The organism is Sphingomonas sp. IC-56 (assembly GCF_021043375.1).
Lineage (GTDB): Bacteria > Pseudomonadota > Alphaproteobacteria > Sphingomonadales > Sphingomonadaceae > Sphingomonas.
Genome location: NZ_JAJNDV010000001.1, coordinates 182,748 through 208,555, shown reverse-complemented (window position 1 = coordinate 208,555; position 25,808 = coordinate 182,748). Strand labels below are relative to the sequence as shown.

The 25,808-nt window shown below is 66.2% G+C and carries 25 protein-coding genes and 2 tRNA genes; 19 read left to right on the top strand and 8 right to left on the bottom strand.

Annotated features, from left to right (window positions below):
• Position 1: 1 nt before the first annotated feature.
• The 12 genes from leuD to nadC all read left to right on the top strand — a co-directional run bounded on the left by leuD (position 2) and on the right by nadC (position 9,299).
• Positions 2-631 carry a 3-isopropylmalate dehydratase small subunit gene (gene leuD, locus LQ953_RS01090; RefSeq protein ID WP_231028602.1) on the top strand — a complete coding sequence of 210 codons (630 nt, stop codon included), beginning with the start codon at positions 2-4 and terminating at the stop codon, positions 629-631.
• Positions 594-1,592, top strand: a complete 999-nt coding sequence (locus tag LQ953_RS01085) for an NADPH:quinone oxidoreductase family protein (RefSeq protein ID WP_231028601.1) — start codon at positions 594-596, stop codon at positions 1,590-1,592. The genes leuD and LQ953_RS01085 overlap by 38 nt, the downstream gene beginning before the upstream one ends.
• Positions 1,593-1,665: 73 nt before the next feature.
• A complete protein-coding gene (locus tag LQ953_RS01080; RefSeq protein ID WP_231028600.1) occupies positions 1,666-1,989 on the top strand; it encodes a DUF1476 domain-containing protein in 324 nt (107 codons plus the stop codon).
• A complete protein-coding gene (locus tag LQ953_RS01075) occupies positions 1,990-2,229 on the top strand; it encodes a BolA/IbaG family iron-sulfur metabolism protein (protein ID WP_231028599.1) in 240 nt (79 codons plus the stop codon). It abuts the gene before it with no gap.
• A 5-nt stretch (positions 2,230-2,234) separates the two neighbouring features.
• Positions 2,235-2,567, top strand: coding sequence for a Grx4 family monothiol glutaredoxin (grxD, locus tag LQ953_RS01070; protein ID WP_231028598.1), 333 nt, complete (start codon positions 2,235-2,237; stop codon positions 2,565-2,567).
• Positions 2,568-3,059: 492 nt separating this feature from the next.
• Positions 3,060-3,428, top strand: a complete 369-nt coding sequence (locus LQ953_RS01065) for a BlaI/MecI/CopY family transcriptional regulator (protein ID WP_231028597.1) — start codon at positions 3,060-3,062, stop codon at positions 3,426-3,428.
• Positions 3,425-5,035: a M56 family metallopeptidase gene (locus tag LQ953_RS01060; RefSeq protein ID WP_231028596.1), complete on the top strand. Its 1,611-nt coding sequence runs from the start codon at positions 3,425-3,427 to the stop codon at positions 5,033-5,035. Before LQ953_RS01065 ends, LQ953_RS01060 begins: the two co-directional genes overlap by 4 nt.
• Positions 5,036-5,185: 150 nt before the next feature.
• A complete protein-coding gene (locus tag LQ953_RS01055; RefSeq protein ID WP_231028595.1) occupies positions 5,186-6,043 on the top strand; it encodes an MBL fold metallo-hydrolase in 858 nt (285 codons plus the stop codon).
• A complete protein-coding gene (locus LQ953_RS01050; RefSeq protein WP_231028594.1) occupies positions 6,025-6,732 on the top strand; it encodes a DUF4230 domain-containing protein in 708 nt (235 codons plus the stop codon). The genes LQ953_RS01055 and LQ953_RS01050 overlap by 19 nt, the downstream gene beginning before the upstream one ends.
• A gap of 70 nt (positions 6,733-6,802) precedes the next feature.
• A complete protein-coding gene (gene nadA, locus LQ953_RS01045; protein WP_231029221.1) occupies positions 6,803-7,807 on the top strand; it encodes a quinolinate synthase NadA in 1,005 nt (334 codons plus the stop codon).
• A gap of 60 nt (positions 7,808-7,867) precedes the next feature.
• Entirely contained in the window at positions 7,868-8,422 is a 555-nt protein-coding gene (locus tag LQ953_RS01040) for a DUF1003 domain-containing protein (protein WP_231028593.1), read from the top strand.
• 31 nt (positions 8,423-8,453) lie between these two features.
• The gene (gene nadC / locus LQ953_RS01035; protein WP_231028592.1) at positions 8,454-9,299 is read left to right on the top strand and encodes a carboxylating nicotinate-nucleotide diphosphorylase; all 846 of its coding nucleotides are present in this window, start codon (positions 8,454-8,456) and stop codon (positions 9,297-9,299) included.
• Here nadC and LQ953_RS01030 read toward each other — a convergent pair.
• Positions 9,286-9,711 (bottom strand): DUF4112 domain-containing protein, encoded by a 426-nt coding sequence (locus LQ953_RS01030; RefSeq protein WP_231028591.1) that lies wholly within the window; start codon positions 9,709-9,711, stop codon positions 9,286-9,288. The genes nadC and LQ953_RS01030 overlap by 14 nt on opposite strands.
• Before the next feature lies 1 nt (position 9,712).
• Complete coding sequence (locus LQ953_RS01025) at positions 9,713-11,152, bottom strand: ABC transporter substrate-binding protein (protein ID WP_231028590.1); 1,440 nt, start codon at positions 11,150-11,152, stop codon at positions 9,713-9,715.
• Between the two features lie 193 nt (positions 11,153-11,345).
• Between LQ953_RS01025 and LQ953_RS01020 the strand changes: the two genes are divergently transcribed.
• Complete coding sequence (locus LQ953_RS01020; protein WP_231028589.1) at positions 11,346-11,579, top strand: hypothetical protein; 234 nt, start codon at positions 11,346-11,348, stop codon at positions 11,577-11,579.
• Positions 11,580-11,592: 13 nt separating this feature from the next.
• Here LQ953_RS01020 and LQ953_RS01015 read toward each other — a convergent pair.
• Positions 11,593-11,678, bottom strand: a tRNA-Leu gene (locus LQ953_RS01015).
• Between the two features lie 337 nt (positions 11,679-12,015).
• On the opposite strand from LQ953_RS01015, the gene LQ953_RS01010 reads away from it, so the two are divergent.
• Positions 12,016-15,069 carry a TonB-dependent receptor domain-containing protein gene (locus LQ953_RS01010; protein ID WP_231028588.1) on the top strand — a complete coding sequence of 1,018 codons (3,054 nt, stop codon included), beginning with the start codon at positions 12,016-12,018 and terminating at the stop codon, positions 15,067-15,069.
• A 726-nt stretch (positions 15,070-15,795) separates the two neighbouring features.
• Here LQ953_RS01010 and ihfB read toward each other — a convergent pair.
• The 4 genes from ihfB to aroA form a co-directional block, all read right to left on the bottom strand.
• Positions 15,796-16,077, bottom strand: a complete 282-nt coding sequence (ihfB, locus tag LQ953_RS01005) for an integration host factor subunit beta (protein ID WP_231028587.1) — start codon at positions 16,075-16,077, stop codon at positions 15,796-15,798.
• A 160-nt stretch (positions 16,078-16,237) separates the two neighbouring features.
• Positions 16,238-17,950 carry a 30S ribosomal protein S1 gene (gene rpsA / locus LQ953_RS01000; protein WP_231028586.1) on the bottom strand — a complete coding sequence of 571 codons (1,713 nt, stop codon included), beginning with the start codon at positions 17,948-17,950 and terminating at the stop codon, positions 16,238-16,240.
• Between the two features lie 274 nt (positions 17,951-18,224).
• Positions 18,225-18,842, bottom strand: a complete 618-nt coding sequence (gene cmk, locus LQ953_RS00995; RefSeq protein WP_231029220.1) for a (d)CMP kinase — start codon at positions 18,840-18,842, stop codon at positions 18,225-18,227.
• 5 nt (positions 18,843-18,847) lie between these two features.
• Positions 18,848-20,182, bottom strand: coding sequence for a 3-phosphoshikimate 1-carboxyvinyltransferase (aroA, locus tag LQ953_RS00990; RefSeq protein WP_231028585.1), 1,335 nt, complete (start codon positions 20,180-20,182; stop codon positions 18,848-18,850).
• 101 nt (positions 20,183-20,283) lie between these two features.
• Here aroA and LQ953_RS00985 point away from each other — a divergent pair, with 101 nt between their 5' ends.
• From LQ953_RS00985 to LQ953_RS00965, 5 genes are all read left to right on the top strand, one after another.
• Positions 20,284-20,607 (top strand): TIGR02300 family protein, encoded by a 324-nt coding sequence (locus LQ953_RS00985; protein ID WP_231028584.1) that lies wholly within the window; start codon positions 20,284-20,286, stop codon positions 20,605-20,607.
• Positions 20,608-20,693: 86 nt separating this feature from the next.
• A tRNA-Ala gene (locus LQ953_RS00980) sits at positions 20,694-20,769 on the top strand.
• A gap of 131 nt (positions 20,770-20,900) precedes the next feature.
• A complete protein-coding gene (locus LQ953_RS00975; protein ID WP_231029219.1) occupies positions 20,901-21,164 on the top strand; it encodes a hypothetical protein in 264 nt (87 codons plus the stop codon).
• 45 nt (positions 21,165-21,209) lie between these two features.
• A complete protein-coding gene (locus LQ953_RS00970) occupies positions 21,210-22,013 on the top strand; it encodes a transglutaminase-like domain-containing protein (RefSeq protein WP_231028583.1) in 804 nt (267 codons plus the stop codon).
• Between the two features lie 145 nt (positions 22,014-22,158).
• Positions 22,159-23,166 (top strand): LacI family DNA-binding transcriptional regulator, encoded by a 1,008-nt coding sequence (locus LQ953_RS00965; protein ID WP_231028582.1) that lies wholly within the window; start codon positions 22,159-22,161, stop codon positions 23,164-23,166.
• A 555-nt stretch (positions 23,167-23,721) separates the two neighbouring features.
• Here the strand turns inward: LQ953_RS00965 and LQ953_RS00960 are convergent.
• Complete coding sequence (locus LQ953_RS00960; RefSeq protein ID WP_231028581.1) at positions 23,722-25,659, bottom strand: beta-N-acetylglucosaminidase domain-containing protein; 1,938 nt, start codon at positions 25,657-25,659, stop codon at positions 23,722-23,724.
• Between the last annotated feature and the right edge of the window lie 149 nt (positions 25,660-25,808).

Sequence of the window (25,808 nt, the reverse complement as noted above, 5' to 3'; positions counted from 1 at the left end):
CATGGAACCCGTTCGCCAGGTCGAGGGGCGCGCCTATCCATGGGGCGCTAAGAATATCGACACCGACATCATCATCCCCGCGCATTGGCTCAAGACCACGACGCGCGAGGGGCTGGGCAGGGGCGCATTCGAAACGGTGCGCGCGCAGCCGGGCAATGTGTTCGACGATCCGCGCTATGCCGGCGCGCCGGTGCTCGTCGCCGGCGACAATTTCGGCTGCGGGTCCAGCCGCGAGCATGCCGCCTGGGCGCTGGCCGACCTGGGTATCAAGGCCGTGATCGCGCCCAGCTTTTCCGACATCTTCTCGGGCAACGCCTTCAAGAACGGCATCGTGCCGGTGGTGCTGCCGCAGGACGCGGTGGACCGGCTGGTCGAGGTCGCAAAAACTGATCCGATCACCGTCGATCTGGAGACGATGACCGTCACCACGCCCTATCAGGACCGCTTCACCTTCACGCTCGATCCGTTCCGCCGCCAATGCCTGCTGGAAGGGCTGGACGAGATCGGCCTGACGCTGGCACAGGATACCGCGATTTCGAAATATGAGTCCGGTGTCGCGCAAGCGCGGCCCTGGACCAGCGTAGGAGCGGGCGATGAAGGCGTTGTTGTCGAAGGCACCGGGCGGACCTGAAACTCTAACGCTGGACGAGCTGCCAGATCCGATGCCTGGAAAAGGGCAGGTGATCGTTGCCGTCCATGCCTGCGCCATCAACTATCCCGACGTCCTGATCATCGAGGACAAGTACCAGTTCAAGCCGGCACGCCCCTTTGCACCCGGCGGCGAGATCGCCGGGGAGATCGTTGCGCTCGGCGAGGGCGTTACGGACTGGGCAGTGGGCGACCGCGTCATCGCCGTCACCGGTCATGGTGGCCTGGTCGAGAAGATCGCGATCGACGCCGCGCGGCTGTTCCGTCTTCCCGAAGGCCGCAGCTTCGAGGAGGGCGCTGCGCTGCTGCTGACCTACGCCACCACCATTCACGCACTGCTCGACCGCGGGCATTTGGGCGAGGGGCAGACGCTGCTGGTGCTCGGCGCCGCAGGCGGGGTCGGGCTTGCCGCGATCGAGTTGGGCAAGGCGTTCGGCGCCACCGTGGTGGCGGCGGTATCCTCGGACGAAAAGGCCCAAGCCGCGCGCGCGGCCGGTGCCGACACGACCTTGGTTTACCCTCGGGCTCCCTTCGACAAGGAGGCGTCGAAAGCACTCAGCGAAAGCTTCAAGGCGGCGGTCGGCCCCGCCGGTGCGCAGGTGATCTTCGACCCCGTCGGCGGCGACTATGCCGAGCCGGCGCTGCGAGCCGTCGGCTGGGAAGGGCGCTATCTGGTGGTCGGGTTCCCCGCAGGAATTCCCAAGCTGCCGCTCAACCTGACGCTCTTGAAGAGCTGCGACGTCTGCGGCGTGTTCTGGGGCGCCTTTGCCGCACGCGATGCCCGGGCAAACGCCGCCCATGTCGAGCACCTGTTCCGGCTGTGGGAGGAAGGGCGGATCGCCCCCAAGGTGACGGAGGTGTTCGCACTGGCCGACGCCGGCCAGGCAATAGCCCGGATGGCGGCGCGCCAGGCGATCGGCAAGCTGGTGGTGCGCCTGGCCTGAGTGCAACGCCGGTTGCCTTGGTCTCGCCCCGCTCCTATCTCGAACGAAACAACCGTTTAGGGGCTACAAGGCAATGACCACGTTCGACAACCGCGAACAGGCGTTCGAAGCGAAGTTCGCGCGCGACGAGGAAATGGCTTTCCGCGTCATCGCCCGCCGCAACCGGCTGGTCGGCCAGTGGGCCGCCGCCAAGATGAAGCTGACCCCGGCAGAGACCGATGCCTATGCCAAGGCGGTGGTGCAGGCCGATTTCGAGGAAGCCGGCGACGAGGACGTGATCCGCAAGCTGATGGGCGACCTGCTGGCGGCTGGAATCGAGACCGACGAGGCGGAGGTTCGCCGGGCGCTGGAGGAGCAGACCGTCGAGGCGCGCCGCCAGCTGATGGAAGCCCAATAAATGGGCATGGCCGCGACTGAAATCGAAGCGCTGATCGTCGCGGGCATCCCCGACGCGCAGGTCGAGATCACCGATCTTGCCGGCGATGGCGACCACTATGCAGCGCGGGTTGTCGCCCCCATGTTCAAAGGGATGCCGCGCGTGCGCCAGCACCAGGCGGTTTATGCGGCGCTGGGCGGGCGCATGGGCGGCGTGTTGCACGCGCTCCAGCTGACCACCGAAGCGCCTGTCGAGGAGTGAAACAAGTGACTGATGACGTACAGGGCCGGCTTGCAAGCCTGGTGAGCCAGAACGACGTGCTGCTGTTCATGAAGGGCAGCCCGCTCTTCCCGCAATGCGGCTTCTCCAGCCGGGCGGTGGCGATCCTCAACCATCTGAACGTCGAGTTCGAAAGCGTCGACGTGCTCCAGGACCAGGGTATCCGCCAGGGCATCAAGGCGTTCTCGGACTGGCCGACCATCCCGCAGCTCTATGTGAAGGGCGAATTTGTCGGCGGATCGGACATCATGATGGAGATGTACGAGAGCGGTGAGCTCCAGCAGCTGCTGAGCGAAAAGGGTCTGGCCGCACAGGCCTGAATCACCGCTTCCTCTTTCCGTGCACCCCGGCGCCGCGCCGGGGTCACTTCATGCTTCGCTCTGCCGCTAGAACATGGCAGCTGCCCCGCCACGCCGGGGACTGCGAGCGCCAAGACTCCCCCTTCGTCATCCCGGCCTTGAGCCGGGATCCCGCTTCTTCTTCTGCTGATTGAATGCAGCGCCATGCAACCCTGCACACCCGCCGAGTCGCGCATCACCAATGTGGAAACCCGGGGCGGGTGGGCCGACGCGAAACCGGAGAGCTGGTCGACCCACCCTATTGAAGCGTTGAACGCTCGGGTGCCTTCTTCTCTGCACGCGCCGTGCCAACTCGCACAACCTACGCTTTTTCTAGGGGGTTAGTAGTTAACGGGTTCTTACCCGAATGCTCGCTTGTAAACTGCACCGACATATCGCCGCGCCGGCTGCAAAAATCCTGCTTGACTACGTCTGTAATCGTGGTTGATTACACGTGTAATCAAAGAGGGTGCCATGACCGAGCGTATCAGCGAAGCCGAACATGCCGTGATGGAGGTGTTGTGGGAGGAAGCCCCGCTCACCGCCCAGGAAGTCGCCGAGCGCGTTCCCGACGCACGCGGCTGGAGCGCGAACACGGTCAAGACGCTGCTCGGTCGCCTGCTCGCGAAGAACATCATCGCGCATGAAGAGGATGGCCGCCGCTACCGCTATCGCCCGCTGGTGGTGCGCGGCGATTATGTCGCGGGCGAATCGCGCCGCTTGATGGACCGGCTGTTCGGGGGCAAGCTGACCCCGCTCGTCGCGCATCTGGCCGAGCGCGACCAGATCACCGACCAAGACATTGCCGAGATCGAAGCCCTTTTGAAGGAGCTGAAGTCATGATCGCCTGGGCTCTTGAAACCTTTGTCGCCACGACCCTGCTGATGCTGCTGGTGCTGGGCCTGCGCGGCCCGGTGCGACGGCATTTCGGACCTCACATGGCCTATGCCTTGTGGGTGCTGCCAGTCGCCCGGCTGGCGTTGCCCCCGCTGCCGGGCGATTGGCAGCTGACCCGCCTGTTCGCGCCGCTCATGCGCCAGGCCGAAGCGGCGCAGGGCGTGACGGTAGGCCTGATCAACCCGGAGACACTGCCTCCCGAACTCGTCCCTGACATCACAACGGCGACGCTGGAGGTCGGCAGCCATTCTGCGTCGCTGGCATTCGTGCCGCCGAGCGTGGTCGCCGGCGGGCCGAACCCGCTGCTCCTGCTGCTCGGCCTGTGGGCCCTCGGCGCTCTCGCGTTCCTCGTCTATCATCTCGTCGCGCACAGCCGCTATTGCCGCCACTTGCTCGCCCGCGCGCGGGTCGATCGCACCGTGGCGCAAGGCAAGGTGCGCGTGGTCGAAACCGACGCGGCGCACGGGCCGCTCGCCTTTGGCGTGTTCCGCAAATATGTCGCTTTCCCGCGCGACTTTGCCGAGCGCTATGACGAGCAGGAGCGCGATCTGGCGCTCGCCCACGAGCTTGGCCACCATGCCCGCGGCGACCTGCTCGCCAACTGGGTCGCGCTGATCGTGCTCGCGCTGCACTGGTTCAATCCGGTCGCCTGGCGGGCGTTCCGCGCCTTTCGCGCCGATCAGGAAATGGCCTGCGACGCCCTGGTGCTCGCCGGCCGCGCCCAGGCGCTGCGCCACGCCTATGGCCGCGCCATCGTCAAATCCGCCCATGGCGGCGCCGTCTCTGCGGCGTGTCACCTGCACACCATCAACGAAGTCAAAGGGAGGCTCAGAATGCTTGCGAAGACGCACGAATATTCTTCACGCCGCATTGCGAGCGGTGTCGCGGCGATGGGCGTAATCGGCCTTAGCGCGCTCGGCCTCACGGCGTCGGGCACGGCTGCCGCGACACGGATCACGGAGAAAGTGACCTCGGTGACCGGCATCACACTGGATCAGGACGCGCCCGTACCACCGGTTCCCCCCGCGGCACCTGCCGCGCCTGAGGCTCCGGAAGCTCCGGAAGCACCCGAAGCGCCGACCCCGCCCGCTGCACCTGAAGCGGGCCCCGGCAAGTCAAACCGCCAAGTCTACCACTATAGCAGCACCAAGGACGGCAAGCGTATCCAGAAGGTCGTCGTGACGCAGGCTGACGGCACCGAGCACGTGGCGATGGTGCCCCCCATTCCTCCGATCCGCGTCGACATTCCCGAGATCCGCGAAGGCAAGTGCGGCACCGGGGGCGACCGCGACACACTCGTCCAGCGCCAGGAGAATGGCCGCAGGATGACGATCATCTGCACTGACCGGATCGCAGCGATCACCGAAAACGCGACCCGCATGGCGATGCACAGCAAGCGCATGGGCCTGGAGGGTGCGCGCATGGGCATCGAGACCGCCCGCCGCGCCATCCAGCGCGACCGCAACATCGGTGAGACGGAGCGCGCCAACGCGCTTAGGGAACTCGACGAAGCCATGGCAGAAATTACCAAGGAGTTCGCCAGCAAGGATTGAGTTGGGGGAGGGGCGGTGCGCGGCTTGCCTGCGTTCGCCGCGCATCGCCCTTCATTGGGGGCCGGCCGCTTACTCCTTCGCGGTCGGCCCTTTTTGCCTGCGAAGTCGGCCGCTCTTGCGTTCGCGCCGCCCGCCCGCCACATCGCGGCGATGAACGAGGCAGCAACCGGGGTCGCGATGGCGGTCGATCCGCTCGTCACGCGGATCCTGGCACCGAACTCGTCGCCCTATACCCACACCGGCACCCAGAGTTACCTGGTCGGCACCACCGATCTGGCGGTGATCGACCCCGGCCCCGACGATCCCGCCCATGTCCAGGCGCTGCTCGACGCGATTGCCGGGCGCCCAGTCGTCGCGATCCTGTGCACCCACACCCATCGCGACCACAGCCCCGCCGCCGCCTCGCTCAAGACGGCGACCGGCGCACCCGTGATCGGTTGCGCCCCGCTCACCATGGACGATGCCGGCCCTCGCGCCGACGCCGCCTTCGACACTGCCTATGCCCCCGAGCGGATCCTGCGCGACGGTGAAAGCGTGACCGGCACCGGCTGGACCCTGGAAGCCATCGCCACACCCGGCCACACCTCCAACCATCTGGCCTTTGCGCTGCCAGAGGCGCAGGCGCTGTTCAGCGGCGATCATGTCATGGGCTGGTCGACCACGGTAGTGGCGCCGCCGGACGGCGACATGGGCGCCTACATGGCCAGCCTGGAAAAGCTCATGGCCCGCAATGACCGCATTTATTTCCCCGGCCACGGGGACGCGGTCGAAAACCCGCAGCGTTTCGTCCGCGGCCTGCTCGGCCACCGCAAGCAGCGCGAAGGCCAGATCCTGCGCCTGCTGCGCCAGGACGTACACCGCGTCGATGCGATGGTCGCACGCATGTATGTCGGGCTCGATCCCCGCCTGACCGGCGCCGCCGCCCGCTCGGTGCTCGCCCATCTCCTCGACCTGCAAAGCCGCGGAAGCGTGGAAGAGGAGGCCGGCCAGTGGAAGATCGCCGCGTAAGAAACTGGGGCTGCGCGAAGTTCGCCGCGCTGCTGATCACCCTGTTGCTCGCGGTCGGCGCCGGCTTCTGGTTCCTGGGTCAGAGCGTCAAACAACAATTCACCGGCCCCGATCCGGTCACCGTCGCCCAAGCCAGCCTCCAGGGCCTGCGCGAGCAGAACCGCCTGTCTACGTTCGCGGCGCGCTATGTCGCGGTGGTAACCTCCAAGCAGAGCCGGTTGGGCATGAGCGCGCAGAAGACGCTGATCATGCCCGGCATGGTCCGCTACGAGATCGACATGGCCAAGCTCGAGCAGAAGAACGTGCAATGGGACGCCAACGCCAAGCGGCTCACGGTGACGCTGCCCCCGGTCGAGATCGTCGGCCCTGAGATCGACCTCAACGCCATGCGCGAATATGACGCCGGCGGCCTCCTGATGCGCTTCACCGATGTCGAGGATCGCCTCGATGCTGCCAACCGCAAGGCCGGGCAAGCCGAACTGGTCCGCCAGGCACGCGAGGCCACGCCGATGAAGCTCGCCAAAGACGCCACCCGCCGCGCGGTGGAGCGAAGCTTCACCATGCCCCTGGAAGCCGCCGGCATCGACGCCAGCGTGCAGGTCCTTTTCCCCGACGAACGCACCGACACCCGCCGCGAGCGCTGGGACAGCTCGCGCAGCCCCGCAGAGGTTGTCGGCAACCGCTGGTAACCGCGCGGGCTTGATCCCTGCCGCGCGCAGGGCCATGTCGCCCCCGAACACCACGGGGTTGAACAAGCACATGGACGCACGGCTGGGGCAGGGGATGGCAGGGCTGGACCTGCGCGCGGAGATCGAGCGGCTGCGCAAGGAGCGCAACGCCGTCATCCTGGCGCATTATTACCAGAAGCCCGAGCTTCAGGACCTGGCAGATTTCGTCGGCGACAGCCTGGACCTCAGCCGCAAGGCCGCTGAAACCGACGCGGACGTCATCGCGTTCTGCGGCGTCCGCTTCATGGCCGAAACCGCCAAGATCCTGTCGCCCGACAAGATCGTCGTGCTGCCCGACATGAACGCGGGGTGCAGCCTGGAAGACAGCTGCCCGCCCGAGCAGTTCGCCGCCTTCCGCGCGCAGCACCCCGATCACATTGCGCTCACCTACATCAACTGTTCGGTGGAGGTGAAGGCGCTCAGCGACATCATCGTCACCAGCTCCTCGGCCGAGCGCATCCTCGCGCAGATCCCGCCCGAGCAGAAGATCATCTTCGGCCCCGACCGCAACCTTGGCGGCTACCTCACGCGCGTCACCGAGCGGGAGATGCTGCTGTGGCCGGGCGTCTGCATCGTGCACGAGGCGTTCAGCGAGACCGAACTGCTCAAGCTCAAGGCGCAGCACCCCGGCGCGCCGATAGCCGCGCACCCCGAATGCCCGCCGCACATCCTCGACCATGCCGATTATGTCGGGTCGACCCGCGGCATCCTGGAGTTCGCGCAGAGCTTCCCCGGCGACACGCTGATCGTCGCGACCGAGCCGCACATCATCCACCAGATGGAAAAGGCGCTCCCGGGCAAGAACTTCATCGGCGCGCCGGGCGCGGACGGCAACTGCAACTGCAACATCTGCCCCTTCATGGCGCTGAACGACATGGAAAAGCTGTACCTCGCGCTGCGCGACTTGAACCCGCGCATCGAGATTGAGGAAGACATGCGTCTGAAGGCCAAGAAGAGCCTCGACCGCATGCTCGAACTCGCCAGCTCCAGCGTCGGATATGGCGACCTCGGGCCGGTGCGCGTCACGGGCGATTAAGGATCTGAACGCGCGGGCTGCTCGTGCGTTGCCGCCGCTTACCCTTTGAGGAACAAGCGGTTGCAGCAGGAAGATCATCCAAACGGCCCCGCGCGGCTTCGCTCCGGCACGCTTAACAGCGCGCTTCTGCGCAACATCGAAGTGTTGACCGAGCGCCGCCATGCCGAGGCGGCGCAGGCCGGCCTGCAGGAACGGATTGCCGACAGGATCACCGGCTTCACCGGATCGATGGCGTTCGTCTACCTGCACCTCGTTGTCTTCGGCTTCTGGATTACGGCCAATCTCGGCTGGATACCGGGCGTGCCGCAATGGGACCCCAGTTTCGTGGTGCTGGCGATGGAAGCATCGGTGGAGGCGATCTTCCTCTCCACCTTCGTGCTCATCAGCCAGAACCGGATGATGACCGCCGCCGACCGCCGGGCCGATCTGGACCTCCAGATCAACCTGCTGACCGAGCATGAGGTGACCAAGCTTGCCGGCATGGTCCGCGCCATCGCCGAGAAACTCGACATCGCGCAAGCGCATGACGACGAAGTGCGCGAGATCGAACGCGATGTGGCGCCAGAGGCCGTGCTCGACGTTATGGACGGAAAGCAGGAGGGCCAGCCGGGCTGACAAGCGCCCGGCCGCCGATTAGGAGGGCACCATGACCTTCCAGCTCGACCGCTTCAATCTCGACGCCTTCCTGCGCTCCACCCTGGACGAGGATCTGGGGGATGTCGGCGATATCACCTCCGCCGCAATTATCCCGGAGGATGCGGTGTTCACCGGCGTGATGGACAGCCGCGACGCGATCACGGTGGCCGGGCTGCCGATCGCCGAAGCGTTCTTCCGTGCGCTCGATCCCGAAGTACGGCTGGAGCGGCTGGTGGAAGATGGCGACCAGGTGCCTGCGGGTACCGAACTGCTGCGCCTCCACGGTCGCGCCCGCGCCATGCTGACCGCCGAGCGATCGGCACTCAACACGGTGCAGCATCTCTCGGGCATCGCCACGCTGACCGGCCTCTATGTCGATGCAATCACGGGCACCGGCGCCACCTTGCTCGACACCCGCAAGACCCTCCCGGGCCTTCGCGTACTGGAGAAATACGCCACGCGCATGGGCGGCGCGAAGAACCACCGCATGGGCCTGTGGGACGCGGCGATGATCAAGGACAATCATGTCGCAGTCGCAGGATCGGTGGGGGAGGCGGCCCGCCGTGCCGCCGCCGCCGGCATCGCTACCATCATCGTCGAAGTCGATCGGCTGGACCAGATCGCCCCCGCGCTCGACGCCGGGGCTACGCACTTGCTGCTCGACAACATGGACCCTGCCACACTGCGCCAGGCGGTGGAGCAGGTCGCCGGCCGCGTGCCGACCGAAGCCTCGGGCGGCGTGCGCCTCGACACGATCCGCGCCATCGCGGAGAGTGGCGTCACCTATGTCAGCGTCGGCCGGCTCACCCAGTCCGCGCCAGCCGCCGATATCGGGCTCGATTTCAGCGCGGGGTGATCGTCACCGTCGAGGGGTGATGCTTGTCCAGGTGCCGCCGGATGATCTTCAGGTTGCGCGTGTTGGAACGGAAGAAGAAGTCCGGAATGGCGCCTACCCAGGGGATCAGCCCCAGCGCCCAGTCCACGCCGACGTTGCCGGCCATTCGCGCGATCGCGGTCTTGGACATGCCGAGATTGCGCGCCTCCCACGCCATGTAGAGGCCCATCCCCGCCGCGACGGTGGTGCCGATGCCGGGGATCAGGTCCAGCATCACGTCCAGGCCAAAGGTCTGCTTGGTACCGGGAATGGTGAAGCCGCGCTCGAGCACCTTTTCCATCGCCTCGACACGCGCACGCACGGCGGCGGGATCCTTGCCGATCGGCACGCGGCCCATGCCGCTGGGATCCATCCGCGTCGTCTTTGGCACCATGCTACTCCTTGTCGTTGCGCAGATGATTCAACGGGTGCCATGCGCGCGTGTTCCTCTGCCAGGCGTCGAGCCGCAGCGCCACCGCCGACCAGCGCAGCGGCTGGGCGAGCGGGATAAACGCCGCGTCGCGGGTAAGCTCGGCATCGGCTTCGGCGATACGCTGCGCCCGCTGCGCAAGATCGGGTGCCTCGCGCCCTGCCGCGATCAGCGATTCCGCCTCAGGGGAGCAAGCCGCGCAAGCCGTGTTCACATACCAGCGTCCGCTGTCATAGGGCGCCACTTCGTCGATCAGCCGCAACTCGGCCTGCGCATCGGCGGCGACGCGCACCGGTGACAGCCCGATCCGCAGCATCGCTTCGGCCAGGTGTCCCCAGACCAATGTGGCGCCAGGACCGGAGGGAAGGGCGATGCGGATCGTCACAGGTCCTGCATGCATCTGCTGCCACAACCGGACACGCGCCCGCGCCGCCTCGCGTCGCGCGTCGAGCGACATGATGCTCCAGGTCGGCAATGCCGGCGGCACCGCCGAGTCGAGCTGCGCTGGCAGCAGGGTTTCAGTGGGGGCCCAATCGGGCATCACTGCGCTGGTAAGCCGAGCGCGGTCCACTGCCATGGAGATCGCGGCGCGATTGCCTGCGTCGGCCAGGAACCCTTCACGGCGCACCACTGCCAGCCCGAACAGCCCTCGCGCGGGATCGATGTGGAGATTGGCCGGGTTGATACCAACGCCCGCAGTAATCGGCCAATCGCGGAAGCTCCCGCCCAGGATCAGGTCGGACTGGCCGGCGCGAAAGCGTGCGATCGCCACTGCCGCGCGCTCGCCAAACAGGCGCAGGCTGTTTTCCGGCGTGGCATTGGCATCATCGTCGCCGGGGCCCGGGATGGCGCGCAGCATCACCCCGGCGCGCGTTGCCTCCGCCCGAAATGGGCCGCTGCCGCTCAGCGAGCTTGCGCGAAGCACTGCCAGCTCTGGCTGCGCAAACAGTTTCAACAGATCGGGGCGCGGCCGTTTCAGCCGCACTTCTATGATTTGCGGCGTCATCTCAACGATTTGGTCAATCACAGCAAGATAAGGCGTGAGCGCATTGCGGCTCCCCGCCGCCGCCGCGCGGCGGAGCGACCGGACTACTTCGTCGGCACTCACGGGGCTGCCATCGGACCAATAGGCCTCGCGCAGGCGAAAGATGTAGCTGCGCCCGTCGTCGATCACGATCCAGCGCTCGGCCAACCCCGGCTCGATCCCGCCTGCGGCATCGAAGCGCACCAGCCCCTGCGCCGTCGCATCCACCAGCACGCGCTGCGCAAAGTCGAGCCTGCCACTGCTGGGGTCGCGCAGCGCCGCCGCGCCGCCAATCGTGCTCGCGACCACCGGCACATTCCCCTGCCGCCGCGGCGCCTGGCCGCAGCTTGGCAGCGTCAGCAGCAGCATCAAGGCAGGCACAATGCGGATGATCTACGCTCCGGGCGGTGAACGCTTTGTCGTCTATGGTGCTCCGATGCCCGTGCCAACCCCAGACCTAGGTTGACGACCCCAGGTGTTAGGCCGATAATTACTGCGGCGCACCAATATTTGCCGGAACTGTTTACCGGGGGATGGGTTGTGCGCTTGGCTTAAGCCCCAAGGGAGTTACTCCATGCGTATGATTTCTAAGACTGCTGCAGCTGTTGCAGCCCTCACGCTTGCTGCGGCGCCTGCCGTTGCAGCTGGCAACGCTTCGAAGCTGTCGCTTCGCAGCTCGACCTCGTCGGAAGAGTCGGAAGGCCTCGTTGCCGGCGCTCCGATCATCGCCGTCCTGGGCGTTGCCGCCGTTGTGGCTGGCGTCGTTGTGGTCGCGACCGAGAACGACGACGAGCCCGACAGCAACTAAGCTTCGGCTCGGCTGGTACGGACGGCGGGACTCGAACCCGCACGCCCCGAAGGGCAGGGGATTTTAAGTCCCCGGCGTCTACCATTCCGCCACGTCCGCACGCGCGTACGGACAAGCGCATGGCGGGGCTGTCGTCAAGCCAGTGAATTGGGAAAGCCCGGCAAGGACGTCCTTGCCGGGCTTTTCTGTGCGCGCTCCGGGCAATGCGACATGATGGCGGTGCCCATCAGCCACAATCAGAAACATTCGCGTACCAATGCGACGAAGAGGTATTGTTTTGGTGACCTCTTTATGACAGCATCAATATTACCGGCGTTGGGGAACGGTGTGCGCGGAATTGGACAGGTAGCCAAACGCGTGTGTAGCGGTTTGATCGCATAAGAAGCGGCCAACCGATTTGATCCCCGGCGCTCTGGGAGCGAGATAAGGGGACGTAATGATGTTGCTGAAGGAATTACTGGCCACGACGTGTTGCGTGGCTGCGCTGGTCGCAGTGCCCGCCGCCGCGCAGGAAGCGCCCGTCGCCGCGGGTGACCCGGTAGCTGCGGCCGAACTGGCCAGCCAGACCGATCGCGCCGATGTTCGCGCGGAGAGCACCGAAGACGTCGTCGTCACCGGCACCCGCATCCAGCGCCCGAACAACCGTTCCGCCGCGCCGATCGTCACCACCACCTCCGCCGAAATCGCTGCCCAGGGCGCGACGACGATCGAGGAAGTGCTCAACCGCCTGCCGCAGGTGCAGGTCAATTCCGAACAGAATTTCAGTGACTCCGAAGGCCGCCAGCGCATCAAGCTGCGCAGCCTGGGCTATGAGCGCACCCTGACCCTGATCGACGGCCTGCGCGTCGGTCTGGCCAACACCGTCGACGTCGGCATCATCCCCACCGCGCTGGTGGACCGCATCGACGTGCTGACCGGCGGCGCTTCCTCCGTGTACGGTTCGGACGCAGTCTCGGGCGTCGTCAATTTCGTGCTGAAGAAGAACTTCGAAGGCATCCGGATCGACGGCAACTACAGCTTCTTCAACCACGACAACCGCGCCGGCGACGTGACCGACGCCGTTCGCCGCGCCGGCTTCAACTCGGCAACCGGCATGGCCAATGACGGCGGCCGCACCGATGTCAGCCTCGCGGCGGGCAAGAACCTGTTCGACGACCGCGTCAACATCAGCGGCTTCGTGAACTACCGCCAGTCGGATATCGTGCGCCTGCGCGACCGTTCCTTCTCGCAGTGCGAAGTGGTTCAGCCGACCAATACCTCGGTGCTGTCGTGCTCGCGCGCCAGCTTCACGCCGGCCGGCACCATCATCCCGCAGGCGGGGCCGTCGGCAGGCCAGATCCTGGTCAACAACCCCAACGGTAACGGCACCTTCATTCCGATCAACAGCGGCCCTGCCGCCGCCTCGGCGAACCCGTATGACGATTGGGCGTTCCAGCGTCCGTTCGAGCGCATCAATGCCGGCGGCTTCCTGACCGCCGATCTGGCTGACGATGTCGAGTTCTACGCCACCGGCCTGTATTATCAGGACAAGTCGTACAACACGCAGCTCAACCGCACCTTCAACTTCGGCGCCTATGGCACCGATCCGTTCCGGGTGAACTGCGACAATCCGTTCCTGTCGCCGTCGCAGGGCGCCACGCTGTGCGGCGCCAATGCCGGGGTCGCCGGGCAGTTCGCGCCGATCGACGTGCGCTATCGCTTCGATGGCCTGCCGCTGGTGCAGCAGAAGTTCACCAACGAGGGCTATCGCATCGTCGCAGGTCTGCGCGGCCGCGGTTTCGACGACGTCTGGTCCTATGACGTTGCGGGCATGATCTCGCGCGCCAAGCTCGACACGATCGACGTGCCCTTCGCGCAGTTCGACAAGATCAACCGCTCGCTCGACGTGGTGAACGTCGGCGGCCGTCCGACCTGCCGCTCGGTGGTCAACGGTACCGACCCCAGCTGCGTACCGTTCAACGCGTTCGCGCCGTTCAACCAGGACCGCGCGCTAAACGAGTATCTTTATGGCGGCGCCACTGGCGGCATCAGCACGCGCATTCCGCGCCTGCTGCAGTTCGTCGGCACCGTCAGCGGCGATCTCGGCAAGTACGGAATCACCTCGCCCCTCGCCGAGCAAGGCGTGGCGATCGCACTGGGCTCCGAATATCGCGAGGAGATGGAGCGCACGATCGTCAACGAGATCTACATCCAGAACAATGGCGGCCAGAATCAGCGCTTCACCCAGAGCATCCTGGAAGCGAACGTCGAAATCCAGGCGCCGCTGGTCGAGAACCAGTCCTGGACCAAGCTGCTCCAGCTGAACGCGGGCTACCGCGTGTCGAAGTACAACCGCCTGGAAGGCAAGTTCGACACCTGGAAGGTCGAAGGCGTGTGGTCGCCGGTCTCGGACATCATCTTCCGCGGATCGTACAACAAGTCGCAGGCGGCGCCGGGCGTCGGCGCGGCGGCCGGCGCGGCCAACATCTTCTGGAACCAGGGCTTCTACGCCGATCCCTGCGCACCGCGCGTCAACCCGGCCAATCCGGGCGGCCCGCGCCTGGCCCCCAGCGCCACGATCGAGCAGTGCCGCAACACTGGTCTGCCCGACAATCTGTACGGCAGCGCCTCGCTGATCTGCCCGGACGATCGCTGCACTGTCCGCGAGGGCGGCTTCGGCCTGACGCCAGAATCGGCATACACCACCACCGTCGGCGTGGTGCTGCGTCCGCGCTTCATCCCTGGGCTTACCGTCTCGGTGGATCGCTGGCTGATCGATCTTGAGGACCAGCTGACGTTCCTCAATCCCTCGGATTGGGTCAACGAGTGCCTTGCCACCGGCAACGACTATTTCTGCCGCGGCATCGTGCGCGCCCCCAACGGCACGCTGTCGAGCTCGCCGGCGTCCAGCCCGTCGAGCGGCTGGGTCTCGCGCGGCTCGGTCAACGGCTACAAGTCGCAGTCGCATGGCTGGGATTTCCAGGGTCAGTACAACGTCAGCCTCGGCGGCGCCGGTACGCTCGACATGGGCTTCAACGGCACCCTGATGACGCGCGTCGGCAGCCAGGGCGCTCCCACCGTCGATCCGCGCGACTGCACCGGCTATTTCGGCAATGGCTGTGGCGAAAGCATGCCCACCTGGGCACACCAGCTCCGCACCACCTGGACCACGGCCGACCGTGTCGCCAGCGTGTCGCTGAACTGGCGTCACCGCAGCGGCATGCCGATGACGGTCTATGCCCCTGCTGAGACCGGTATCCCGGCGCTGCCCGAAAGCGATCGCCGCGATCAATATCCGGGCATCAAGGCCTATGACTGGTTCGACCTCGCGGTCAGCTTCGACATCAACAAGCAGATGACGTTCCGGGTCGCCGCGAACAACATCTTCGATCGTGATCCGCCGCTGGTCCCCGACAGCCGCGCGCGTATTGGCCTGCTGCGTGGCAACACGATCATGGGCTACGACCTGCTGGGTCGCCAGATCGTCGCGGGCGTTTCGATCCGTCTCTAATCCCGGCGCCTAGCCGAAACTCGACGCCCCCGGATGCAAATCCGGGGGCGTTTTTGTGTGTGCTGCTTGTGAGCCGAAACCCCGGCGGCGGCGGGCGAGGGGAAGAGCCTCTCACCGTCAGAATGTATCGACCTCCAGCGCCTAAAACGCTCCTGCCTTAAAGGTGGGGAGAAACCTCAATCTCGACACAAACGGGATCCCCGGCGAAGGCCGGGGCCCAGCTACGGTGCACTCTGAAATGGCATCTCACCTTAGCGACTCACCGCAACTGGGACTGCGTCCGCCGGTGTCGATCGCTTCCCGAGAGCGGAAAGGCCGGCGCGCTGTTCACCCGTCCGGCCGTCGACAGCCAGCATTCCACGCTCCCCTCCCTGTAAGGGAGGGGCTGGGAGCAACAGGTCGGCCATGCCCCCGGCATGACCTGAACAGCGCGGGGCGCTGTTCACCTGATGCTGGTGCGAGCGCAGCGAGCCCGACACGCTGCTCGGAAGGGAAAAGGCCGGGCATCGAGCCCGTCCTTTTCCTACCCACCCCTAACCCCTCCCTGGCAGGGAGGGGAACGTGAACAATAACGGCGGGGAGCATGCGCAAAGCACGGCCACGTGGCCCGAAAGCCGCCCAGAGGCGCGTCCCCCAAACCCAGCGCCACGCCATCCCAACCAGGCACGAAAAAGCCCGGCAGGATGTCCTACCGGGCTCAATCTCGTTTCACGCAGGAACGTCGTCTTACGACACGTTCAGCCGCACGCGCATTTCCTTGCCGGGCTTGAAATAGGGGACGCGCTTGGCGTCCACATCGACCGACTCGCCGGTACGCGGGTTGCGTCCGGTGCGGGCATCGCGCGCACGCGTGGAGAAAGCGCCGAAGCCGCGAAGCTCGACCCGACCATCCTGGCTCAGGCGGCCAACGATCTCGTCGAAAAACACCGTCACGACCTTCTCGACTTCACGGACCGAAAGGCCCGGATTTTCCTCGACAAGCATCCGGACCAGTTCCGAACGGATCATCCGCATTCCTCCAATGGAACGCGGGAAAAAGCTTTCCCGCGCAACACATTCCCCGGCGTGCATCCTAGACCCAGCAAAGCTCGGTCAGCAACCGGAACATGTGTGAAGTCGTGAATATTCAAGCGAAGGGGGGAGCGGCATCGCCACTCCCCCAAACAGCTTACGCCTTCTCGTTGCGGGCCTTGAGGGCCTCGCCGAGAATGTCGCCCAGCGATGCGCCCGAGTCGGACGAACCGTACTGCTGAACGGCCTGCTTCTCTTCGGCGATCTGCATCGCCTTGACCGAGAAGGTCGGCTTCTTCGAACGGTCGAAACCGGTGACCATGGCGTCGAACTTCTGGCCGACCTGGAAACGCTCCGGACGCTGCTCGTCGCGGTCGCGGCCCAGATCGGTGCGCTTGATGAAGCCGGTGGCGCCATCGTCGCCAACCTGAACCTCAAGGCCCGCGTCGCGGACTTCCAGAACGGTCACGGTGACGACCTGGTTCTTGTTCAGGCGGTCACCAGCACCTGCCGAGGTGGCTGCCGACGGGCCGCCGCGCTCGAGCTGCTTCATGCCCAGGCTGATGCGCTCCTTGTCGGGCTCGATCGCCAGAACAACGGCCTGAACGGTCTCGCCCTTGCGGTGCAGGTTGAGCGCGTCCTCGCCCGAGATGCCCCATGCGATGTCGGACATGTGGACCATGCCGTCGACGTCGTTGTCCAGGCCGATGAACAGGCCGAACTCGGTGGCGTTCTTGACTTCGCCTTCCACGGTCGAGCCGACCGGATGGGCTGCTGCGAAGGCATCCCACGGGTTCGACTGGGCCTGCTTGAGGCCAAGCGAGATGCGGCGCTTTTCCTGATCGACCTCGAGGATGACCACGTCCACTTCCTGCGAAGTCGACACGATCTTGCCCGGATGGACGTTCTTCTTGGTCCAGGACATTTCCGAAACGTGGACCAGGCCTTCGATGCCAGCTTCCAGTTCGACGAATGCACCATACTCGGTGATGTTGGTGACGCGGCCGGAGACGCGTGCGCCCACCGGATACTTGGCGCCGGCGCCTTCCCACGGATCGCTCTCGAGCTGCTTCATGCCCAGGCTGATGCGCTGCGTGTCGCGGTTGATGCGGATGATCTGCACCTTCACCGTCTGGCCGATCTCAAGCACTTCGCTCGGATGGTTGACGCGCTTGTAGCTCAGATCGGTGACGTGCAGCAGGCCGTCGATGCCGCCCAGGTCAACGAACGCACCGTAATCGGTGATGTTCTTGACGACGCCGTCGATCACCTGGCCCTCGGCCAGGCTCTGGATCAGGCCCGAACGCTGCTCGGCGCGGGTCTCTTCCAGGATCGCGCGACGCGACACGACGATGTTGCCGCGCTTGCGGTCCATCTTCAGGATCTGGAAGGGCTGCGGGATGTCCATCAGCGGGGTGACGTCACGCACCGGACGGATATCGACCTGCGAGCCCGGCAGGAACGCCACGGCGCCCGACAGATCGACGGTGAAGCCGCCCTTCACGCGGCCGAAGATCACGCCTTCGACGCGTGCGGTGCTGGCGAATTCGGTTTCCAGCTTGTCCCAGGCGGCTTCGCGGCGGGCGCGGTCGCGGCTGAGCATCGCTTCGCCATTCGCGTTCTCGACGCGGTCGACATAGACTTCGACTTCGTCGCCAACCTTGAGGTCCGCCTTCTGACCCGGCGCTGCGAATTCGCGCAGCGGCACGCGGCCTTCGGACTTCAGACCGACGTCGATGACGGCCAGATCATTTTCGATGCCGGTGACCGTACCGATTACGACGCGGCCTTCGAAGCCGTCCGCCGAACCGAAGGTCTCATCCAGCATTGCCGCGAAATCATCGCGTGTTGGGTTTGCCGCAGTGGCCATGAATTAGAGTTCCTGTCTTACGTTTTTCCGGCCAACCGGTTGGATCCGGCGGTCTTGGAGGCCAGAATTGCCGCGGCGGCCTCATGCCGGTCGCGGCATCCATCGGGCGCTTGCAAGCGGAGGAACAGACGCGGTTCTAATGCGAAAAGGGCGCGTAAGAGTCACCTCTCCGCGCCTTCCTCCGCGAGCTTGCACTCGCCGGACGCGCGCGCTTTAAGCTAAACGCATAATTTTCGCAAGAAGAAGCGGGCAGTCCAGGCCCGCCCTCCTCAAGTCAGCGCTGCGTCTCGACCAGTTCGACTGCCCGCTGCACTGCGGCCTCGATCGACAGGGTGGTGGTGTCGAGCAGAACCGCGTCCTGCGCGGCCACCATCGGTGCGTCGCTGCGGCTGGAGTCGCGCTCGTCGCGGGCGCGGATATCGGCCAGCACCGTGTCCATGTCGGGGGCGAGCCCGGCCTTTTGCAGTTCCCGGTGGCGGCGCTCCGCGCGGATTTCCGGCGTCGCCTGGATGAACAGCTTGGCGTCGGCGTCCGGTGCGATCACCGTGCCGATGTCACGCCCGTCGAGAACCGCGCCGCCCGGCTGCGTAGCAAAGGCCTTTTGGCGCGCGAGCAGCGCCGCGCGCACCCGTGGATGCGCCGACACGACCGAGGCGATCTTGCCGACATCGTCCGTGCGCAGCCACGCATCGGCGAGCAGCTCGTCTTCGAACCCGCATGCGCTCACGGCATCCGCCTCTAGCGTTGGATCGAGCCCACCGCGCAGCACTGTCGCCGCCACCGCGCGGTACAGCAGCCCGGTATCGAGGTGCGGCAACCCATAATGCCGCGCCAGTGCCCGCGCGATGGTACCCTTGCCCGAAGCCGCCGGACCATCGACGGCAATAACCAGCGCGCTCACGCAGCACCTCCGGTCAGCGCGTCGAGCGTCTGGAAGAAATCGGGATAGCTCGTCGCCACCGGACCCACATCGTCGATCGCGATGGGCTTGGCCGCGGCCAGTCCCGCCACCGTCATGCTCATCGCGATACGGTGATCCAGCAGCGAAGCAACCGCGCCGCCGCCGGGGAGCGGCGCACCGCCCGATCCCTCGATCGCCAGTCCGTCCTCGAACTCCTGGCACCGCACGCCTGCAGCCTCCAGCGCCGCGCGCATCGCCGCGATCCGATCCGACTCCTTGACCCGCAGCTCATGCGCGCCCCGCGCCACCGTCCGCCCCTGGGCCATCGCCGCCGCCACGAACAGGATCGGATATTCGTCGATCATGCTCGGTGCCAGATCGGCGGGCACCTCGATGGCCTTCAGGGTCGCATGCCGCACCTGCAGGTCCGCCACCGGCTCCCCGCCGACCTCACGCGCCTCTAGTTCGACGATGTCCGCGCCCATCAGCTTGAGCGCAATGATCAACCCGGTCCGCGTCGGGTTCATGCACACATTGCGGATCACGATGTCGGAGCCCGGAACGATCGACGCCGCCACCATCCAGAACCCGGCAGAAGACGGGTCCCCCGGCACTTCGATCGCCTGCGGCCTGAGCTCGGCTTCCCCCCGGATGGAGATGATCTTGCCCTCTGGCCCATCCTCGACGGTGACCTCGGCGCCAAACCCCCGCAGCATCCGCTCACTATGATCCCGCGTAGGCACCGGTTCGATCACCCGCGTGATCCCGGGCGTGTTCAGCCCGGCCAGCAGGACCGCCGACTTCACCTGCGCCGAGGCCACGGGCAGCCTATAGGTGATCGGCACCGCCGGGCAGAGCCCGCGCACCATCAGCGGCAGCCGCCCGCCCGGGCTCGCCTGAATATTGGCGCCCATCTGCGACAAGGGCTCGATCACCCGTCCCATCGGCCGTCCCGACAGCGAGGCGTCGCCCGTAAAGGTCGCCGTGATCGCATGGCTCGACACCAGCCCCATCAGCAGCCGCGTCGACGTGCCCGAATTACCCATGTCCAGCGCCTGCGCCGGCTGGAGCAGCCCGCCGACACCCACCCCCTGCACCCGCCAGCTGCCATCGCCGTCGCGCTCGATCGTCGCGCCCATCGCGCGCATCGCCGCGGCCGTCGCCAGCACGTCCTCACCCTCCAGCAGTCCGCGGATCCGGCTTTCGCCCACCGCCAACGCCGAGAACATCAGCGCGCGGTGGCTGATCGACTTGTCTCCAGGCACGGTAAGCGTGCCCCGAAGCGGGCCGCGAGCGGAGACGGACAGGGGGCGGGGGGCAGGGTGCGACATCGCGGCGGCTTTGACAGCCGGCTTGTGCCGTGGCAAGGCGCCCCCCACTTTTCCGGGTCACACCCGAAAATCCTGATATCTTGAAAGGCAAGAGGCAACACATGGTGAAGCCGGAATGGGGCACCAAGCGCGCGTGCCCGAAGTGCGGGACGCGGTTCTACGATCTGCAGAAGGACGAGCCCGTCACCTGCATCAACTGCTCCTTCGCCTGGGAGCCCGAGCCGATCCTGAAGTCCAAGCAGCCGCTGCCGTTCGAGGTGGTGAAGTCGGATGCCGCCAAGAACAAGGGCGAGGATTCCGATCTGGGCGATGAGGATCTGGGCATCGGCGCCGATGACGAGGAGCCCTCGGCCGACGACGACGTCGATCTGGGCGGCGACGACGATCTGGGCGTCGAAACCGTCAAGGACGAAGACGAGCAGTAAAAGTTTTCCGGCAAGGGCAGAAAATGCGAAAACTGCCCTTGCCAACCCGGCGGAGCCCTTTTAGAGGGGCCGCCTTCCCGGGGTGTGGGGCCGTAGCTCAGCTGGGAGAGCGCTGCAATGGCATTGCAGAGGTCAGGGGTTCGATCCCCCTCGGCTCCACCATTTCCCCTTGCCTGTTGGATCAGGCGCGCAGGCCCAAAGCAGCCTGTTCCCGCCACTAGAGCGTGGCTAAACCTCTTCATCCTGTAACGCCCGACGGCCGCTATTTCGTGGTGAACGGTCGCCTGTGGCGGATGTCCGATCCGGCGCTTCCAGCGGAGCGGCGCGAGCAGTTGGTCGCCGAACTGATGACGGCTCGCCGCGCAGTCGGTGCGGCGCGAAAGACCAGCGACCCCGTCGCTGAGGCGCAGGCCCGCGCTGCGGTGGACGCGGCCAAGATCGCACTGGGCGAACGTGGACCGCCCTGGTGGGACGACGGCGCGCCCGATTACAATCGTCGCCTTGCCCGCAACACGCCCTATGCCGACTGGCACGCCGCGCTCCCGCCCGCAAAGTAACACGGTATATGGATCGCTCGGCACATCTGCCTTAGGCGCCACCAGGTGTATTTCGCCATCACCGCATCGCTGGATTATCAACTCTCGGCCCCCGCCGACCTCCTCCTGGCGCTAGAGGTCGCCCAGTTGGCCGACCAGCGGCTGGTTTCGGACAAGCTGACGCTCTGGGGCACAGGTCCGCTGACTCCGGTTGCGGCGGAGGAGGGGGTCGGCCGCCGTACCTGGGCGAGCGGCGCCGGCCGCATCACCGCGCACTACACTGCGCTGGTGGAGATCGATCGCCCCGTCATCGCCATGGCGGGGCTTCCCATTTCGCCGAAGCACCGATTGCCCGCCGAAGTCATCGGCTATCTCTGGCCCAGCCGCTACTGCGACTCCGACCGCTTCGAAAATTTTGTCGCGCGCTCGTTCGGCCACCTGACCGGCGGCGACAAGGTGCTCGCCATCGCCGCCTGGATAGCCACCCATATCGAATATCTACCCGGCGTCAGCGACTCCCGCACCTCCGCCTCCGACACCTATCTCCAGCGTCAGGGCGTGTGCCGCGATTTCGCCCATCTGCTGATCGCCATGGTGCGCGCCGCCGACATACCCGCCAGAATGGTTGGCGCCTATGGCTGGCGCGTGACGCCGCAGGACTTCCATGCCGTGGCCGAGGTGTGGCTCGACGGGGCCTGGCACCTCGTCGATGCCAGCGGGCTTGCCCGGCCCGAGCACATTATCCGCATCGGCGTCGGGCGCGACGCCACCGATGTCAGCTTCCTGACGATTTTCGGCCATGGCGGGCTGATCGCCCAGGCAGTCACCGTCGAGTCGGTACCCGCTCCGGAGCCCGCACAGGGCGCGTAGCGCCTCGATCGGCCCTGCATGGCTCCCGGACCTCGCGGTGAGGCCAGAGGGGTGCAGGGAGGGGCCTCAGGGGCTTGCGTGATACCCCGCCGCTCCAATATGCCGCGACACAAGCGGGCAGTTCGTTCCGTACAGGGGGAAAGCGATGTCCGGTCGGCCGACCATCAAGGAAGTGTCGAAGATCGCGGGGGTCTCGTTCAAGACCGTGTCGCGCGTTCTCAACAACGAAAAGCATGTCAGCGAAGAAACCCGCCGCAGGGTGGAGGAGGTTGTCGCCCGTCTCAACTTCCGCCCCAGCCAGGCGGCTCGAATGCTCGCCGGGCGCCGCTCCTTCCAGGTCGCGCTGCTCTACGACAATCCCAGCCCTTACTATGTGTATCATATCCAGACCGGGGCACAGCAGCGCTGCACCGATCTCGGCTATCGCCTGCTGCTCCAGCCCATCGACAGCCAGGCGCCGGACCTGGTGCCCGAGATCATGGCGCTGATCGACGAGGCGCATCTCGACGGGCTAATCCTGTCTCCGCCCATCACCGAAGTCGCCGCCTTGCTTGATGCGCTCGATGCGCGTGGCGTGCCATATGTGCGGATCGCGCCGGGCATTCGTGCGGGCGCCGGGATGGCGACCAGCATGGACGACATCGCCGCCGCTCGCGAAGTCACGCGCCACCTGATCGGGCTTGGTCACCGCGACATCGCCTTCATCCGCGGTCCCGAAAGCCACGTCTCCTCCGCAAATCGCCTTCAGGGATATCGCCTGGAGATGGAGGCCGCCGGCATCCCGTTCGATCCCGATCTGGTGGTGGCGGGTGACTACAGCTTCACCTCCGGCTCCCAGGCGGCACGCAAGCTGCTGGACCGCAAGCCCGCGCCCACGGCGATCTTCGCTGGCAATGACGACATGGCCGCCGGCGCGTTGGCGCTGGCGCATGAGCGTGACATCGCCGTTCCCGACCGGCTCTCCATCGCCGGCTTCGACGACAGCGACCTTGCCAAGGCGGTGTGGCCGCCACTGACCACGCTGCGCCAGCCGGTGCATGAGCTGGCCTGGGCGGCCGCCGATCTTATGCTGGGGGAGAACACCGCCGAACCGCAGCTGGTGCTCGATCACCAGCTCATGATCCGCGCCAGCACCGGCCCCGCCTTCCGATAGGCTCCATGTCATCTATTGGTCTGTAGCGCCGCCGCCACAAGCTTCGGCAAAGCGACGAAAGCACGGACGTAGCCCCGGCAAGGCTGATTGACCGCACCCGGCGCCGCTCCTAGCGTGCGCGCCAAGTCCAACCATATGGACGTTCTAGGAGGATGTCTCCGCAGACAGCCGCCGGGCCGATACGGGCTCGGCGGCTGGCGTTGCGAGGATCCAAGGTCATGCCGACCAGGCTGATCGCTACAGCGCCCACTCGGCCAATCCTAACGCATCAGCACTCCGCCACCACTCCTGCGTCCGCAATAAGCCCGATCCACCCTCTGAAAGCAGTTCCCCGGCGAAGGCCGGGGCCCAGCCTCAATGAACCCGGTGAGCTGGGACCACCCTCTCGAACAACGTGGCAACTGGGCTCCGGCCTTCGCCGGGGAACCGTTCGCTTCAAGCCACCCGATCAAGCCCTAGGCAGCGGCGAAGATCGCCACCCGACGAAGCACCTGACGTAGCCGTGCTCCTGCCGCACACCCGATAGCCAAGCGCCAGGCGCGCCGGGCCGCCCCCTCACTGCCCAGCGGGGACGGTCTGAAAGGCGATCAGGGTCGGCGCGTCGGCGATGAACCGGTCCAGCACGCCATCGGCGATCTTGATCGGCCCATCGAAGCGGGTCGCGCCGGGGATCGATTGCACCGCTGCGGCCTGCGCGGCGCGCTGCTTGGCGTCGGCGAAATACCGCCCTGCCGCACTGCTGCCGCGCTCGGCTGCGTCCAGTCCGGCAGCGGTCAGCTGAAGCGCACGGCCCCACATCTCCATCGCTTCCAACCAGGGGCGTGCCTGCGCGGCGAAGCCCGGGTCCACGGTGCCCGAGCGGATGATATCGGGCGCGTTGGCCAGCGTGTCCGCCTCGCGCGACAAATCGGCGATTGCCTGGCGCCGTGTGGAGGCATCGCCATGGTCGATCGCCCTGCGAACGTCGTCCAGCACCGCCTTCAACTTGGGCGCCTGTTCCTGCCATGCCTGGGTGCCGAAGGTCGGCGCAAGGTGCTGCGTGTCGAAAAAGGTCAGCAGCGCCGCCGTCGCGCGTGCGTCGCCGCCCGCCAGTTCGCGTGCGCTGGCGTGCCAGGTGCGTTCGGCATCGTAGCCCTTGTCGTTCCAAGCAAAGGCGACCACGCCCGTCACCGCCACGCGGCTCGGTGCCTCCTGGTTCATTGGGTTGGACAGGATGCCGGTCAACTCGCCCGCAAGCCCCGCCTCGCGCCGCGTATAGGGCGCCATCAACAGCCTTCCGGTGGTCTGCGCATAATCGTTGACCGGGTAATTGTCCCACAACAGCGTCTTGCGTCCGAACGCCTTGGTCGCGGCCTTGGCATCGGGGACGGAGATGGCGGGCGGTACCACGTCGGTGCCAGTCCATTGCACCACCACGCGCGGGTCGAGATACTTGCGCAGCGCCGCCTTGTAGGGCGTTTCCTTGGCGTCGTAATATTCGGTCGGCACCATGATCAGCGGGCGCGACGCGGGATCCCGCGCGACCAGGCTGGCCTGCACCGCGTTCAGCAGCTTGGACTGGGCGATGCCTGCGGCTTCGGCGCCGGACGGGCCGAACGCCGCCTTGTCGCCTTCACAATTCCACTTGGTGTATTCGATGTCGTCCAGCGCGACGTAGAAGCTGTGCACGCCGATGCCGCGCAGCGCTTCGAACTTGCGCTCCAGCGCCTGCTGGTCCTTGGGATCGGAGAAGCACACCGTCGGCCCGGGCGAGATCGCATAGACGAAATCGACATGGTTGCGCCGCGCCGCGCTCACCAGCGTGCCGAGCGAGCTCAGCGTCGCGGCGGGATAGGGCTCGCGCCACCGGTCGCGCGCGAACGGATCGTCCTTGGGGCTGTAGACATAGGTGTTCGCCTTCACCGTGGCGAGGAAGTCGAGATGCTTCGCCCGGTCCGCCATGGTCCAGGGCGCGCCGTAAAAGCCCTCGATCGTGCCGCGGATCGGCATGGCTGGGTGATCCTGGATCACCAGCGCCGGCAGGGTCGGGCGCCGCACCAGCTGGCGGAAGGTCTGGACGGCATGAAACAGGCCGCTGGCGTCCGCACCGGCGAGCGTGACGACACCGCCGCCGCTGCCGCTCGCCATGCTGGCGATCGTATACCCTTCGGCATGGCCATCACGGGCCGTGCGGGTGCGGGCAAGCGCATCGCGGATGACCGCCGCATCACCGGTGCCCAGCACGATGTGCGGGCGCTCAGGGCTCTTCGGCAGCTGCCGGGCGGTGGTGATCGTCTCCACCCCCGCCGAGGCCAGGATGGTGCGCACTAAGGCAACGGTCTCGGGCTCAACCCCCGGCGCCACAACCAGCACCACGGACCTGCCCAGCGCGAACGAGCCCTTGCCCAGCGTGACCGAGACAGGTGCGGGGAACAGTTCGGGCAGGGTCACCGGCTGCGCCGCTGCCGGGCTCGCCACTGCACTGACCAAGCCTAGCGTCACGAGCGGGAACATGCCTCGGGTCATCCCTGGTCTCCGGTATCACATTGGTATCGTCACCGGCGTAGGGGACGGACTCCCCCAAAGCAAGCCACACCTCGGATTGCGAATTTCCGCGTCTACAAGATGCTGTCCATCTGTTCCGAAGCTGGACGCTGCCGCGG